Consider the following 14,714-nt stretch of genomic DNA (forward strand, 5'->3'; position numbering starts at 1 on the left):
GCGAGGGGCTTTTTTGTGCCCGCAGCAGACCGCCCACAATTTTTTCGAATCGATCCGCGCCGAGGAGACGCCATGAGTGAGGCAGCCGCACCGGCGACCGACATCCCCCCGTTCCGGTACACCGCCGCCCTGGCCGACGAGATCGAGCACCGCTGGCAGGACACCTGGGCGCGGGAGGGCACCTTCCAGGCGCCGAACCCGGCCGGTCCGCTGGCCGACCCCGGCCACCCGCGGGCGGGCGCCGAGAAGCTGTACGTGCTGGACATGTTCCCGTACCCGTCCGGCGCCGGCCTGCACGTCGGCCACCCGCTGGGCTACATCGGTACCGACTGCTACGCCCGCTACCAGCGGATGGCCGGGCGCAACGTGCTGCACGCGATGGGCTTCGACGCGTTCGGCCTGCCCGCCGAGCAGTACGCGGTGCAGACCGGCACCCACCCCCGGACCACCACCGAGGCCAACATCGAGCGGTTCAAGGCGCAGCTGCGCCGGCTGGGGCTGGGCCACGACGAGCGGCGTTCGGTGGCGACCATCGACACCGACTTCTACCGCTGGACGCAGTGGATCTTCCTGCAGATCTTCAACTCCTGGTACGACGCGGACGCGCGCAAGGCCCGGCCGATCGCCGAGCTGATCGCCGAGTTCGAGGGCGGCACCCGTGCCACCCCCGACGGGCGCCCGTGGGCCGAGCTGTCAGTGGGGGAGCGGCGGCGCGTCGTCGACGACCACCGGCTGGCGTACGTCTCGGAGGCGCCGGTGAACTGGTGCCCGGGCCTGGGCACCGTGGTGGCCAACGAGGAGGTCACCGCCGACGGCCGCTCCGAGCGAGGCAACTTCCCGGTCTTCAAGCGCAACCTGAAGCAGTGGATGATGCGGATCACCGCGTACGGGGACCGGCTGCTGGAGGATCTGGACACGCTGGACTGGCCGGAGCCGATCAAGCTGCAGCAGCGCAACTGGATCGGCCGGTCGACCGGCGCGCACATCGACTTCCCGACCGAGGCGGCCCCGGTGCGGGTGTTCACCACCCGGCCGGACACCGTCTTCGGCGCCACCTACATGGTGCTGGCGCCCGAGCACGAGCTGGTCGACGTGCTGACGCCGGCCGCCTGGCCGGAGGGGACGAAGGACGCCTGGACCGGCGGGCACGCCGGCCCGCGCGAGGCCGTCGAGGCGTACCGGAAGGCCGCCGCGGCCAAGACGGACGTGGAGCGGCAGGCGGACAGCAAGGAGAAGACCGGCGTCTTCGTCGGCGCCTACGCCACCAACCCGGTGACCGGCGGGCAGATCCCGATCTTCATCGCCGACTACGTGCTGGCCGGGTACGGCACCGGCGCGATCATGGCGGTGCCGGCGCAGGACGAGCGGGACTGGGCCTTCGCCGAGGTGTTCGAGCTGCCGATCGTACGGACCGTGCAGCCGCCGGAGGGCTTCGACGGCAAGGCGTACACCGGGGACGGTCCGGCGATCAACAGCGCCGCCCCGGAACGCGGCATCGACCTGGACGGCCTGGGCGTGGCCGACGCGAAGGCGCGCATCATCGAGTGGCTGGAGGCCAACGGGCACGGCGCCGGCGCGGTCACCTGGCGGCTGCGCGACTGGCTGTTCTCGCGGCAGCGCTACTGGGGCGAGCCGTTCCCGATCGTGTACGACGAGACCGGGGCGCCGATCGCGCTGCCCGAGTCGATGCTGCCGGTCGAGCTGCCCGAGGTGGAGGACTTCTCGCCGAAGACGTTCGACCCGGAGGACGCCGACAGCGATCCGGAGACCCCGCTGTCGCGGCGGCGCGACTGGGTGGAGGTGGAGCTGGACCTGGGCGACGGGCCCAAGCGCTACACCCGTGAGACGAACGTGATGCCGCAGTGGGCCGGCTCCTGCTGGTACGAGCTGCGCTACCTGGACCCGACCGACTCGCAGCGCTTCGCCGACCCGGAGAACGAGGCGTACTGGATGGGGCCGCAGCGTCCGGGGGACTGCGGTGGCACCGACCTGTACGTCGGCGGCGCCGAGCACGCCGTGCTGCACCTGCTGTACGCCCGCTTCTGGCACAAGGTGCTGTACGACCTGGGCCACGTCTCGTCGTTCGAGCCGTTCCGCCGCCTGTTCAACCAGGGCATGATCCAGGCGTACGCGTTCGTCGACGCCCGCGGCGCGTACGTGCCCGCCGAGGAGGTCGTCGAGGTCGACGGCCGCTGGTTCCACGGCGAGACCGAGGTCCGGCGCGAGTACGGCAAGATGGGCAAGTCGCTGAAGAACGTCGTCACCCCGGACGACATGTGCGCGGCGTACGGCGCGGACACGTTCCGGGTGTACGAGATGTCGATGGGCCCGCTGGAGGTGTCCCGCCCGTGGGACACCCGGGCCGTGGTCGGCTCGTACCGGTTCCTGCAGCGGGTCTGGCGCAGCGTCGTCGACGAGCAGACCGGCGAGCTGCGGATCACCGACGAACCGGCCGACGAGGCGACCCGGCGGCTGCTGCACAAGACGATCGACGGGGTCCGCGCCGACATGGACGGGATCCGCTTCAACACCGCCATCGCCAAGCTGATCGAGCTGACCAACGGCCTGACCCGGCTGGCGCGTACGCCGCGCGAGGTGGCCGAGCCGCTGGTGCTGATGGTGGCCCCGTTCGCCCCGCACGTGGCCGAGGAGCTGTGGCGCAAGCTGGGCCACGAGGACTCGCTGGCGTACGCCGACTTCCCGGTCGCCGACCCGGCCCTGCTGGTGGCCGAGTCGGTCACGTACCCGGTGCAGGTCAACGGCAAGGTCCGGGGCCGGGTCGAGGTGCCGGCCGACGCGTCCGAGGAGACCGTCCGCGCGGCGGCGCTGGAGGCGGTCGCGGGCACGCTGGGCGGCAAGGAGCCGCGCAAGGTCATCGTGGTGAAGGGCCGGATGGTCTCGGTCGTCGCCTGACCCGGCCGGTGGGCGTGTCCACATCGGGGACGCGCCCACCGCCGGTCATGCCGGCTCGGACCGGCGCCGCCGTTCCGCCCGCCACCAGCGGTGGATGATCAGCACGCTGGCGATCAGGCCGAGGCTGGCCGGCGCGGCCGCGTACCAGTTGATCGAACCGGGCGTGGTCACGGCCGCGCCGAGCGCCGCGTAGCCGATGGCGGTCGGGGCGGAGGCGATCACGCTGCCGGCCAGGAACGGCAGCACCCGGGCGGCGGTGGTGCCGTAGCCGTAGCTGACCAGCCCGAACCCGGCGATCGGCAGCAGCCGTACGGTCACCACGCCGAAGACGCTCTGCCGGGCGAACCAGCCGTCGAGGCGGGCCAGCCGTCCGCGTACCCGCTCGGCGACGAAGTCGCGGCCGAGCATCCGGCCCACCGTGAAGCCGATGGCCGCCGCGAGCAGTGCCGCGCCGAGCGCGTACGCGGCGCCCTGCACCGGGCCGAAGATCGCGCCCGCGGCCAGCGTGACGAACGTCCGCGGCACCAGCGCCACCAGCAGCAGCGCGCCGCCGACCACCGCCGCGGGCGGACCGTAGCCGCCGAGCGAGTCGGCGAGCCGGGGCAGGTCGGCCGGGTCCGGCCGGGGCACCAGCAGCAGCGTCACGCCGAACCCGGCGAGCAGCAGCAGGAGCAGCCCGAACCGGCGCGCCGAGGGCTGCCGCAGCAACCCGGCGAGCCGGCGGGCCACCGGTCGCCGCCCCGGCCGGGCGGCGTCGGTCACGGCCTCGGTGCGGCGGCCACCGCGGCGCGGCGCTCGGAGCGGAGGCGGTCGGCCCAGGTGTCGTCGAGCGGGGGGAGCTGGTGGATGCCGGTCGCCCAGCGCAGCAGCAGGTCGGCCAGGTCCGGGTTGCGGGCCAGCGCCGGCCCGTGCGAGTAGGTGCCGAGCAGCTTGCCCCGCCACGCGCCCTCGGTGGCCCCGTCGTTGCCGACGCCGGTGGTGACCCGGGCCAGCGGGGACACGCCCGGGCCGAGGTGGGTGCGGCCGCCGTGGTTCTCGAACCCGGACAGGTGCGGGATGCCCAGCCGCGGGTCGACCTCACCGGCCAGCTCGCCCACCGCCCGGGTGGGGCCGCGGTCGGAGGAGAGGTCGAGCAGCTCCAGGCCGGCGCAGCGGGTGCCCTTGGCGAAGAAGGAGGTGCCGAGAAGCTGGTAGCCGGCGCAGACGCCGAACACCACCGAACCCTGGGCCACCGCCCGGTGCAGGCCGCCGTCGGCGATCAGGCGCTGGGCGCCGAGCGCCTGCGGGCCGTCCTCGCCGCCGCCGATCAGGTAGATGTCGGCGGTGGCGGGCAGCCGCTGGTCGGAGCGGACCTCCAGCACCTCGACCGGCATGCCGCGCAGCTGGGCCCGGCGGGCCAGGATCAGCGCGTTGCCCCGGTCGCCGTACGTGGACAGCAGGTCGGGATAGATCCAGACGATGCGCAGGCTCTCAGTTGACACGGTCCAGCTCCGCTCGGATGTCCTGGAAGGCGGTGTAGTTGGCGATGACCTCCAGCCGGCCCGGCGGCACGGCGCGGACGGCCTCGTCGAAGCTGCGTACGTGCTGGAACGGCACGCCGTTGACCTCCAGCCGCACCGCCAGGTCGTACGCCCGGTCGCCGGTGATCAGCACCTGCCGGCCGGTCAGCGGGGAGAAGTCCACGTCGAACAGCCAGGAGGTGTCCAGCCCGTCGGGGTCGCGGGCGTTGATGGACAGCAGTGTCGGCGCGACGTCGGCCATGTCGAACGCCTCCAGCCAGCTCGCCGGGTTCTTGGCCAGCAGCAGCCGGATGTTGCGCCCGTCGCGGTCCACCTGGGCGTAGCGGCCGGCCACCGAGGTGACGGTGCCGAGCCGGGACACCGCGTCCACCGGGCGTACGCCGAACTCGGCGGCGACGGCCAGGGCGGTGGCCGCGTTGCCGAGGTTGACCTTGCCGGGGAGCTGGAGCCGGATCTTGTGCCAGGCGCCGGTGGGGTCGAGCACGCCGTCGTCCTCGACCGTCCAGTTCGGCTCGGGGCGGCGCAGCGGGCAGCCGGTGCACCACCACTGCTCGCCGGAGCGCTGGATGGTGGAGCCGCACTCGGGGCAGACCCAGGAGTCGTCGTGCCAGCGCTGCCCGGCGCTGAACCAGGTGACGTGCGGCGGCACGTGACCCTGCGCCGGGTCGGCCGGCGGGCAGGCGGCCCACACCACCATCGGGTCGTCGGCGTTGGCGACCACCCGGATCCGCGGGTGCCGGACCAGGGCGGCGCGCCAGAGCTGCGCCATCATGGCGACCTCCTTGGCGCGGTCGAGCTGGTCGCGGGAGAGGTTGAGCAGCGCCACCACGTGCGGCTCGGTCGCCTCCAGCACCTGGGCGAGGTAGTGCTCGTCCACCTCCAGCACCGCGTACGGCGTGCTGCCGGCCTTGGCGAGCGCCGAGGTGTGGCCGGTGGGCATGTTCGCGCCGAAGGAGTTGGTGGCGACCCGGCCCAGCACGCCGACCGCGGCGGTGGTGAGCCGGGTGGTGGTGGTCTTGCCGTTGGTGCCGGACACCAGGGCGATGGCGCGCCCGGCCGAGAGATGGGCGAGCAGGTCCGGGTCGATCTTGAGGCCGATCCAGCCGCCGATCACCGAGCCGTCGCCACGACCCGCGGCCCGCGACAGCGCCGCGGCGGTGCGCGACACGGAGCTGGCCACCTTTGCCCGCAAGGGCATCTTCGCGTCCGTCACCCGAGCGAGGTTACCGGACCACCACCTCCGCCAGATCGCCGCCGACGGCGAACCGTTCGGCCGGGGAGGACCCGGCGGACGGCCGGAGCGCGCGGGGCCGGACGGCGGCGGTCGATGTCGGGTAGCGGACGGTGTGGGGCGCGCCCCACCCCCTCCACTCCGCCCCACCCGCGTTGACGTGCGGTTTTGCGCGCGGAAACGCCACGCCGCGCGGGCGATTCTGGTTGCAGGTGGAGGGAAGTGGAGTAGAGTGGGGCGCGATGGTGAGGCCGGGAGGGCCACACCGGCCCGGGGGGTCAGCGGCGCCGCGAACGCCGCTCAGGGCGAGGGGGTTGGGCCGATGTTCCTCGGCACCCACACTCCGCGCCTGGACGACAAAGGCCGGTTGATCCTGCCGGCGAAGTTCCGGGACGAACTGGCGGGGGGTGTCGTGATCACCAAAGGGCAGGAGCGCTGCCTCTACGTCTTCCCGATGCCCGAGTTCCAGCGGATCGCGGACCAGTTGCGCGCGCAGCCGATGACGAGCAAGGCGGCCCGGGCCTACAGCCGGGTCTTCTTCGCCAGCGCGCACGACGAGGTGCCGGACAAGCAGGGGCGGGTCACCATTCCCGGCCACCTGCGGTCGTACGCGGCACTGGACCGGGATCTGGTCGTGATCGGAGCGAGCACCCGGGTGGAGATCTGGGACAAGGCGGCCTGGGAGGCCTACCTCGCGGAGAGCGAAGACGACTTCGCCGACATCGAGGAGGGGGTGCTGCCCGGCGGTCTGTAGGGCGTGACGGCGCCCGACGTACTGCGAGATCTCCAGCCGCTTTCGAGTTCCTGGCACCCCTTCCCCGGTGCCAGGCGCACGATCCGACACGGAGGGCCGCGGCCTCCGGCGGGCGGGAGCGGATGGGGATCTGGCGGTATGGCGAGGCGTCGTGGCGACGACGGACACATGACGGAACGGTTGGCGAACGGGGTGGGGGTCGAGATGGGGGAGCTACGCGGCACGCACGTGCCGGTGCTGCTCGAGCGGTGTCTCGAGCTGCTGGCCCCCGCACTGGGCCGGCCCGGTCGCACCGTGCACGTCGACGCCACGCTCGGTCTGGCCGGGCACGCCGAGGCGGTGCTCTCGGCGCATCCGGACACGGTGCTGATCGGCCTGGACCGGGACACCGAGGCGCTCGCCCACGCGCGGGTCCGCCTGGCCCGGTTCGCCGACCGGATCCACCTGGAGCACGCCGTCTACGACGAGCTGCCCGAGGTGCTCGACCGGCTCGGTTACCCGGCGATCGACGGGGTGCTGTTCGACCTCGGCGTCTCGTCCCTGCAACTGGACGCGCCCGACCGCGGGTTCGCGTACGCGCAGGACGCGCCGCTGGACATGCGGATGGACCAGACCCGGGGGGTGACCGCCGAGGAGGTGGTCAACACCTACTCCCACCCGGACCTGGCCCGCCTGCTGCGGGTGTACGGCGAGGAGAAGTTCGCCGGGAAGATCGCCTCGGCGATCATCCGGGAACGGGAGCGCGCCCGGATCACGTCGTCGGCCCGGCTGGCCGAGCTGGTGCGGGACGCCATTCCGGCACCGGCCCGACGAACCGGTGGACACCCGGCAAAGAGAACGTTTCAGGCTTTACGGATCGAGGTAAACAGAGAACTGGCAGCGCTGGAGACGGCGCTGCCGGCTGCTCTGGACAAGCTCACAGTGGGCGGCCGCATGGTGGTCCTGTCCTACCACTCGCTGGAGGACCGGCTCACCAAGCAGGCGCTCGCCGACCGGGTCCGCAGTAAGGGCCCGGTCGACCTCCCGGTCGAGCTGCCCGGGTCCGGCCCGACGTTCCGGCTGTTGAGCCGGGGCGCCGAGCTGCCCGGGGAGGCGGAGGTGGCCGCGAACCCGCGTGCCGCCTCGGTGCGGCTGCGGGCCGCGGAACGGCTCGACCCGGAGGCGGCCCGGCAGGGGCGTACCGACCGCGAACGGTACCGCCGCCGGGTGAAGGCGATGCACCAACCGGGGACGGGGTCACCGGGGTCCGGTAAGGACCCCGCGTCGGCCCCGGGGGACGCGAACGGGACGGACGAGGAGGGGGAGGGGACATGAACGTCGAGAAGCGCGACGGCCGGGGAGCCGTCGGGCAGCGCGCACCGCGGTCGGGGGGCCGGACCGCGGCGCAGCGCACCGCGCGGGACACGACGGCGACCGACCGCCGGGAGGCGACTCGCGCCCGGGGGACGCGCGAGTTCCCGACGCAGGGCAGCGCCGCCCTGCGGCCGGCCGAGCGCACCCGGGTCACCGGTGCGCCCACGCCGCGCCTGCGGGTCGCCCCGCCGGCGCCGATCCGGGTGCCCCGGGCTCCGTTCGTCGCGCTGATCCTGGTGCTGGTGGTCGGTGGGGTGCTGGGCATCCTGGCGGTCAACACCAAGATCAACGAGAACGCGTTCAAGCTGGAGAAGCTTCAGCAGCAGCAGGCCAAGCTGGACGTGGACGAGCAGGAGCTGCGCAAGGAGATCGCCAAGCAGGAGGCGCCCGGCAACCTGACCGCCAACGCCCGGCGGCTCGGCCTGGTCGAGTCCGAGGACCCGGCCTACATCCGGCTGCCGGACGGGCAGACCATCGGGGTGCCGCACCCCGCGCAGGGCGCCCCGTCGGTCACCAGCCAGCAGGGCAACGGAGGCTGAGCCATGCCGCCGAGATCGGATGATCCGCGCCGGGACGCCACGGGCTCCCGGCGCGGATCGTCGCGGGGGTCGGAGCCGCGCGAGGCGGGCCTCGGCGGGATCTCCGACGCCCGCGCGTACACCCCCCGCGGGCGGACCGTGCGCGAGGGCGGCGGCGCCGAGCAACGGCGTACCCCCCGCAGCAACCGGTCCGGCGACCCGTTCCGGCCCGCGTTGCAGGTGCTCGACGGCGGCCGGGCCGGGCGGGCCGGTACGCGCGAGCCCGCGACCGACGGCGCCCGGTCCGGCCGCCGGTCCACCGCCGCGGGCGGCCGGGCCGGCGTGGTGCGGACCGTCTCGTCCCGGCCGGTGCGGGAACCGTTCGACGACGACGAGGACGCGCCGCCGCCGCGCCGCCGGTCCCAGCCGCGCCGCCCCGGCGCCCAGCCCCGCCGCCCCGTACGCAAGCCGCGCCGGCCGCCGCGACTCGGCGACCCGCGCCGGCGGCTGCGGCTCGGCACCGTGCTGGCGCTGGCGTTGTTCGCCAGCATCGGCGTGCGGCTGGTCTACCTCCAGACCGTGGACACCCCGGCGTACGCCGACGGGGGCCTGCCCAACCGGCTCGCCGTGGTCGAGCTGCCCGCCCCGCGCGGGGCGATCCTCGACCGCAGCGGCGAGCCGCTGGCGCACAGCGTCGAGGCCCGGTACGTGTTCGCCGACCCGACCCGGGTCAAGGACCGGTTCGCCACCGCGCGTCTGCTCTCCCCGCTGCTCGGCGTGCCCGTGTCCGACCTGGCCGAGAAGATGCGCAAGCGCACCCTGCCCGGCACCGACACCCCGTTGCAGTTCGTCTACCTGGCCCGCGGTGTGGAGATCGCGACCGCCAAGCGGATCATGGAGCTCGACCTGGCCGGCATCAACGTGCACCGCGACGAGCGGCGCGAGGTGCCCGGCGGTGACCTGGCCGCCAACCTGATCGGCTTCGTCAGCCAGGACATGAACGGCCTGGAAGGGCTGGAGGCCAAGTACGACGACGTGCTGCGCGGGCAGGCCGGCAAACGGACCTACGAGGTGGGCCTCGGTGACCTGGCCGCGCCCATCCCGGGCGGCTACAGCCGCACCACCCAGCCGCAGCCGGGCAGCTCGCTGAAGCTCACCGTCGACCGGGACCTCCAGTTCATGACGCAGCGGATCCTGGCGAAGCAGACCGCCAAGGTGAAGGGCAGCGTCGGCGCCGCGGTGATCATCGAGATCCCCAGCGGCGAGGTGCTGGCCCAGGCCAGCCAGCCGACGTACGACGCGGCCAACCCCACGAAGGTCACCTCGCCGTCGGACCGCGACGACGCGGCCACCACGTTCGTCGTCGACCCGGGCTCGATCCACAAGGCGATCACCTTCGGCGCCGCGCTCCAGGAGGGCGTGATCACCCCGGACACCGCGTTCCCGGTCCCCAACACGATCGACAGGGGCGGGGTCACCTTCCGCGACACCCACCCGGTCGACGGCCGCACCATGAGCATCCCCGGCATGCTCGCCTTCTCCTCGAACGTCGGCACCATCGAGATCGGCGAGAAGCTCGGCAAGGAACGGCTCTTCGACTACCAGAAGCGGTTCGGGCTGGGCCAGGTGACCGGCGAGGGCATGCCGGGCGAGGCGGCCGGGCGGCTGCTCCCGCCCGACCAGTGGAGCGGCTCGGCGTACGGGTCGGTGCCGATCGGGCACAGCGTGGACGCCACGCCGCTGCAGATGGCCGCCGCGTACGCCACCATCGCCAACAACGGCACGTACGTGCAGCCGCACCTGGTCAAGGAGACCATCGGCGCGGACGGCGAGCGCAGCCCCGCCGCGGCGCCCACCACCCGCTCGGTGCTCAGCCCGGCCAACGCGGCGGCGCTGCGCCAGATGATGGAGGCGGTCACCACGGTCGACGGCCCGGACGGCCGGGCGACCGGGCTGGCCGCGGCCGTGCCCGGCTACCGGGTGGCCGGCAAGACCGGCACCGGCCTGCGCTACGACGGCGGCAAACAGCAGCCCGGCGAGGTCGGATCGTTCATCGGCATGGCCCCGGCGGAGAACCCCCGGTACGTCGTCGCCGTGTTCGTGTGGAGCCCCGGCGGCGGGGGCGGCGCGGTCGCCGCGCCCGCGTTCCGGGAGATGATGGGCTTCACTCTCCGCCACTACCGGGTGCCGCCGTCGCTCACCAACAAGTCCCCGAAGTTCGAGGTCTTTCCGCGCTGAGCGGGGACGGCGGGACATCATCGGTGAGTGGCGACGAACCACCGGGGCGGCTGTGCGGTCGGAACCGGACGACCGGGTAGGGTCTGACGCCGTGCCCGGCAATCCACGTCCCACAACCGTGCGCCCCGTACGGCTCGGCGACCTCGCCGCCCGCGTGGCGGCGACCCCGCCGGAGGAGGCCGCCGAACTGGCCGTCACCGGCGTGACCCACGCCTCCCAGGAGGTACGCCCCGGCGACCTGTACGCCGCCCTGCCCGGCGCCCGGCGCCACGGCGCGGAGTTCGCCGCGGCCGCCGCCGAGGCGGGCGCGGTGGCCCTGCTGACCGACCCGGCCGGCGCGGCGCTCGCCGCCGGGACCGGCCTGCCCGTGCTCGTCGTCGACGACCCGCGCGACGCGCTCGGCGAGGTGGCCGCGACCGTGTACGGCGACCCGACCGCCGGCCTGACCGTGATCGGGGTGACCGGCACCGCCGGCAAGACCTCCACCAGCTACCTGGTCGAGTCGGGGCTGCGCGCCGCCGGGCACGTCACCGGGCTGATCGGCACCGTGGAGACCCGCCTCGGCGACCTGGTGATCGACAGCGTCCGGACCACCCCGGAGGCCACCGACCTGCACGCCATGCTCGCGGTGGCCCGCGAGCACGGGGTGGACACCGTGGTCATGGAGGTGTCCAGCCACGCCCTCGCCATGGGCCGGGTCGGCGGCGTCCGGTTCGACGTCGGCGGCTACACCAACTTCGGCTCCGACCACCTGGACTTCCACGCCGACGAGGCGGACTACTTCGCGGCCAAGGCCAAGCTGTTCGACGGCCGCTGCCGGGTCGAGGTGCTCAACCACGACGACCCGGCGCTGCGTCCGCTGCACAAGCCGGGCACCGTGACCTACTCGGCGGCCGGCGACCCGGACGCGACCTGGTGGGCCGACGGGATCGACGGCGAGGGCTACGCGCAGCGCTTCACGCTGCACGGGCCGGACGGTCTGGCGCTGCCCACCGGCGTGGCGCTGCCCGGCCGGCACAACGTCGCGAACGCGCTGCTGGCGGTGGCGCTGCTGGTCGCCGTCGGAGTGGACGCGGAGACCGCGGCGCGCGGCGTGGCCGCCTGCGGCGGCGTGCCCGGCCGGCTGGAACTGGTCAGCGGCGACGCGCCGGTACGCGGGGTGGTCGACTACGCGCACAAGGCCAACGCGATCGAGGCGGTGCTCATCGCGCTGCGCGACCTGACCGAAGGCCGGCTGATCTGCGTGCTGGGCGCCGGCGGCGACCGGGACCGGGGCAAGCGGCCGGTGATGGGCGGCGTGGCCGCGCGCGGCGCCGACGTGGTGCTGGTGACCGACGACAACCCGCGGACCGAGGACCCGGCCGCGATCCGGGCCGAGGTGCTGGCCGGCGCGTACGCCGCCGCGACCCCGGCCCGCGTCATCGAGGTGCCCGGGCGGCGGGCGGCGATCGAGGAGGCGGTCCGGGTGGCCGAACCGGGTGACGTGGTGGCGGTGCTGGGCAAGGGCCAGGAACGCGGTCAGGAGATCGGCGACGAGGTGCTGCCGTTCGACGACCGGGTGGAGCTGGCGGCGGCGCTGCGCGCCCGCTTCGGCGACCTGGTGGGTCAGCGGTGATCCCGCTGACGCTGGCCGAGGTGGCCGCCGCCGTCGACGGCCGGCTCGTCGGCGCCGACCCGGACGCCCGGGTCACCGGCACCGTCGAGTTCGACTCCCGCAAGGTGAGCCCGGGTGGGCTGTTCGTCGCCTTCCCGGGCGAGCGGGTCGACGGCCACGACTACGCGGCCGGTGCGATCTCGGCCGGCGCGGTGGCGGTGCTCGGCACCCGGGAGGTGCCGGGCGTGCCGATGGTGCTCGTCGGCGACGCGCTCGACGCGATGGGCCGGCTGGCCCGCGCGGTGGTGGACCGGCTGCCCGGGCTGACCGTGATCGGGCTGACCGGCTCGTCCGGCAAGACCACCACCAAGGACCTGATCGCCCAGCTCGCGGTGCGGCTCGGCCCGACGGTGGCGCCGCCCGGCTCGTTCAACAACGAGCTGGGGCACCCGTACACCGCGTTGCAGGCCACGCCGGAGACCCGCTACCTGGTGATGGAGAAGGGCGCCCGCGGGGTCGGGCACGTCCGCTACCTGTGCGACGTGGTGCCGCCGCGGATCTCCGTGGTGCTCAACGTGGGCGTGGCGCACCTGGGCGAGTTCGGCTCGGTGGAGACCATCGCGCTCGCCAAGGGCGAACTGGTCGAGGCGCTGCCCGACGACGGGCTGGCGGTGCTCAACGCAGACGACCCGCGGGTGGACGCGATGGCGTCGCGTACCGGTGCCCGGGTGGTGCGCTACGGCGAGTCGGAGCGCGCCGACGTGCGCGCCGTGGACGTGACGCTCGACGGCCGGGGACGGCCCTCGTACACCCTGGTCACGCCGGAGGGCAGCGCGCCGGTGCGGCTCGGGCTGACCGGCCGGCACCAGGTCTCCAACTCGCTCGCCGCCGCGGCTGTCGGCCGGGAGCTGGGCCTGCCGCTGCCCGACCTGGCGGCGGCGCTGAACGAGCTGGGCCTGGTCTCGACCCGCCGGATGGACGTCTTCGAGCGTCCCGACGGGGTGACCGTGATCGACGACTCGTACAACGCCAACCCGGCGTCCACCGGCGTGGCGCTGCGGGCGCTGGCCAGCATGCGCGGCGACGGGCGTACCGTCGCGGTGCTCGGCTACATGGCCGAGCTGGGTGACTTCGAACTCCAGGGGCATCAGCAGGTCGGCCGGCTCGCGGCCGAGCTGGGAGTGGACCGGCTGCTCGTGGTGGGCGAGCCGGCGGCGCCGATCCACGAGGGCGCGACAGCGGTAGGTAATTGGGGAGGAGAGTCGGTGCTGCTCACCGATCAGGCGGCGGCCGTCGAGGTGCTGCGGAGCGAGCTGCGTCCAGGGGACGTGGTGCTGGTGAAGGGCTCCCGGTACCGGACCTGGGAGGTGGCCGACGCGTTGCGCGCGGACGCCCGTGCGGGTGCGACGGAGGGCGGCGCCGCATGAGGGCGGTCATCGTCGCCATCGGGGTCGCGTTCCTGATCTCGCTGTTCTGCACCCCGATCGCGATCAAGGTGTTCGCCCGGCTGAAGGCCGGCCAGCCGATCCGATCGAATCTCGGGCTCGCCAGCAACGAGGGCAAGAAGGGCACGCCGACGATGGGCGGCGTGGTCTTCATCCTGGCCACGGTCATCGCGTACGTCGCCGGGCACCTTGCCCTGACCACGCTGCCGGACGCGCAGATCGCCCAGGTCGAGCCGACCATCACGGCGCTGGTGCTGCTGGGGCTGATGGTGTTCTCCGGCGCGGTCGGCTTCATCGACGACTTCCTGAAGGTGCGCAAGCGGCACAGCGGCGGCCTCAACAAGCGGGGCAAGCTGGCCGGGCAGATCCTGGTCGGTGCCGTGTTCGGCGCGGTGGCCGTCTACTTCCCGTCGAGCATGACCGACGCCGGCGGCAACGCGACGAACACCGAGACGGTGGGCAGCACCACGCTGAGCTTCATCCGGGACATCCCGGCGCTGGAGATCGGCAAGATCGGCGCGGTGATCGTCATCATCATGGTGGTCATGGCGGCCACCAACGGCGTCAACCTCACCGACGGCCTGGACGGCCTGGCCACCGGCGCCTCGGTGATGGTGCTCGCGGCGTACGCGCTGATCGCGTTCTGGCAGTACCGGCACTGGTGCGCCGACCCGAACTACACCGAGTCGTACTGCTACACGGTGCGCGACCCGCTGGAGATCGCGCTGATCGCCGGCGCGGCGGCCGGGGCCTGCGTGGGCTTCCTGTGGTGGAACACGTCCCCGGCGCGGATCTTCATGGGTGACACCGGCGCGCTCGGGTTGGGCGGCCTGATCGCCGGCATGGCCATGTCCACCCGGACCATCCTGCTGCTGCCGATCCTGGGCGGCCTGTTCGTGATCATCACGATGTCCGTGGTCATCCAGGTCATCTCCTTCCGCACCACCGGCAAGCGCGTGTTCCGGATGTCGCCGTTGCAGCACCACTTCGAGCTGGCCGGCTGGAGCGAGGTCAACATCGTGGTCCGGTTCTGGATCATCGCCGGTATCGGCGTGGCCATCGCGCTGGGCCTGTTCTACAGCGAGTTCCTCGCCGCGGTGAGCTGACCGCACCACCGCGTCACGGCGGGGCTCCCGATTGTCACCGGG

11 protein-coding genes are annotated in these 14,714 nt (G+C 73.6%); 8 read left to right on the forward strand and 3 right to left on the reverse strand.

All coding sequences use genetic code 11. The features are described 5' to 3' along the window. The first annotated feature begins 72 nt into the window (after positions 1–72). Entirely contained in the window at positions 73–2,913 is a 2,841-nt protein-coding gene (gene leuS, locus ACN27C_RS17620; protein ID WP_422746834.1) for a leucine--tRNA ligase, read from the forward strand. 45 nt (positions 2,914–2,958) lie between these two features. On the opposite strand, the gene ACN27C_RS17625 is transcribed toward leuS, so the two are convergent. From ACN27C_RS17625 to ACN27C_RS17635, 3 genes are read right to left on the reverse strand one after another with little or no spacing between them, the layout of a single operon-like run. Beyond that, positions 2,959–3,642, reverse strand: coding sequence for a TVP38/TMEM64 family protein (locus tag ACN27C_RS17625; protein ID WP_393377631.1), 684 nt, complete (start codon positions 3,640–3,642; stop codon positions 2,959–2,961). A 29-nt stretch (positions 3,643–3,671) separates the two neighbouring features. Next, complete coding sequence (locus tag ACN27C_RS17630; protein WP_013475779.1) at positions 3,672–4,394, reverse strand: type 1 glutamine amidotransferase; 723 nt, start codon at positions 4,392–4,394, stop codon at positions 3,672–3,674. Then, complete coding sequence (locus ACN27C_RS17635; protein WP_120573665.1) at positions 4,384–5,631, reverse strand: MurT ligase domain-containing protein; 1,248 nt, start codon at positions 5,629–5,631, stop codon at positions 4,384–4,386. Before ACN27C_RS17635 ends, ACN27C_RS17630 begins: the two co-directional genes overlap by 11 nt. A 355-nt stretch (positions 5,632–5,986) precedes the next feature. Between ACN27C_RS17635 and mraZ the strand changes: the two genes are divergently transcribed. From mraZ to mraY, 7 genes are all read left to right on the forward strand, one after another. Beyond that, positions 5,987–6,418: a division/cell wall cluster transcriptional repressor MraZ gene (gene mraZ / locus ACN27C_RS17640; protein WP_013287610.1), complete on the forward strand. Its 432-nt coding sequence runs from the start codon at positions 5,987–5,989 to the stop codon at positions 6,416–6,418. 204 nt (positions 6,419–6,622) lie between these two features. Further along, positions 6,623–7,732: a 16S rRNA (cytosine(1402)-N(4))-methyltransferase RsmH gene (gene rsmH, locus ACN27C_RS17645; protein ID WP_114921323.1), complete on the forward strand. Its 1,110-nt coding sequence runs from the start codon at positions 6,623–6,625 to the stop codon at positions 7,730–7,732. After that, positions 7,729–8,310, forward strand: coding sequence for a hypothetical protein (locus ACN27C_RS17650; RefSeq protein ID WP_422746837.1), 582 nt, complete (start codon positions 7,729–7,731; stop codon positions 8,308–8,310). Before rsmH ends, ACN27C_RS17650 begins: the two co-directional genes overlap by 4 nt. Positions 8,311–8,313: 3 nt before the next feature. Continuing rightward, on the forward strand, positions 8,314–10,527 hold the full coding sequence (locus ACN27C_RS17655; RefSeq protein ID WP_422746839.1) for a peptidoglycan D,D-transpeptidase FtsI family protein: 2,214 nt from the start codon (positions 8,314–8,316) through the stop codon (positions 10,525–10,527). 52 nt (positions 10,528–10,579) lie between these two features. Beyond that, on the forward strand, positions 10,580–12,142 hold the full coding sequence (locus tag ACN27C_RS17660; RefSeq protein ID WP_422746841.1) for a UDP-N-acetylmuramoyl-L-alanyl-D-glutamate--2,6-diaminopimelate ligase: 1,563 nt from the start codon (positions 10,580–10,582) through the stop codon (positions 12,140–12,142). Further along, positions 12,139–13,548, forward strand: coding sequence for a UDP-N-acetylmuramoyl-tripeptide--D-alanyl-D-alanine ligase (locus ACN27C_RS17665; RefSeq protein WP_120568822.1), 1,410 nt, complete (start codon positions 12,139–12,141; stop codon positions 13,546–13,548). Before ACN27C_RS17660 ends, ACN27C_RS17665 begins: the two co-directional genes overlap by 4 nt. Beyond that, the gene (gene mraY / locus ACN27C_RS17670; protein WP_120568823.1) at positions 13,545–14,672 is read left to right on the forward strand and encodes a phospho-N-acetylmuramoyl-pentapeptide-transferase; all 1,128 of its coding nucleotides are present in this window, start codon (positions 13,545–13,547) and stop codon (positions 14,670–14,672) included. The genes ACN27C_RS17665 and mraY overlap by 4 nt, the downstream gene beginning before the upstream one ends. Positions 14,673–14,714: the final 42 nt, after the last annotated feature.

It is taken from the genome of Micromonospora sp. WMMD1219, from assembly GCF_049315215.1.
In the GTDB taxonomy this organism is placed as follows: domain Bacteria; phylum Actinomycetota; class Actinomycetes; order Mycobacteriales; family Micromonosporaceae; genus Micromonospora; species Micromonospora tulbaghiae.

What these genes read in the sequence shown, in the direction of transcription:
- mraY (WP_120568823.1), top strand. Translation starts at nt 13,545, where the DNA reads ATGAGGGCGGTCATCGTCGCCATCGGGGTCGCGTTCCTGATCTCGCTG.
- ACN27C_RS17635 (WP_120573665.1), bottom strand. Translation starts at nt 5,631, where the DNA reads ATGCCCTTGCGGGCAAAGGTGGCCAGCTCCGTGTCGCGCACCGCCGCG.
- rsmH (WP_114921323.1), top strand. Translation starts at nt 6,623, where the DNA reads ATGGGGGAGCTACGCGGCACGCACGTGCCGGTGCTGCTCGAGCGGTGT.
- mraZ (WP_013287610.1), top strand. Translation starts at nt 5,987, where the DNA reads ATGTTCCTCGGCACCCACACTCCGCGCCTGGACGACAAAGGCCGGTTG.
- ACN27C_RS17655 (WP_422746839.1), top strand. Translation starts at nt 8,314, where the DNA reads ATGCCGCCGAGATCGGATGATCCGCGCCGGGACGCCACGGGCTCCCGG.
- leuS (WP_422746834.1), top strand. Translation starts at nt 73, where the DNA reads ATGAGTGAGGCAGCCGCACCGGCGACCGACATCCCCCCGTTCCGGTAC.
- ACN27C_RS17650 (WP_422746837.1), top strand. Translation starts at nt 7,729, where the DNA reads ATGAACGTCGAGAAGCGCGACGGCCGGGGAGCCGTCGGGCAGCGCGCA.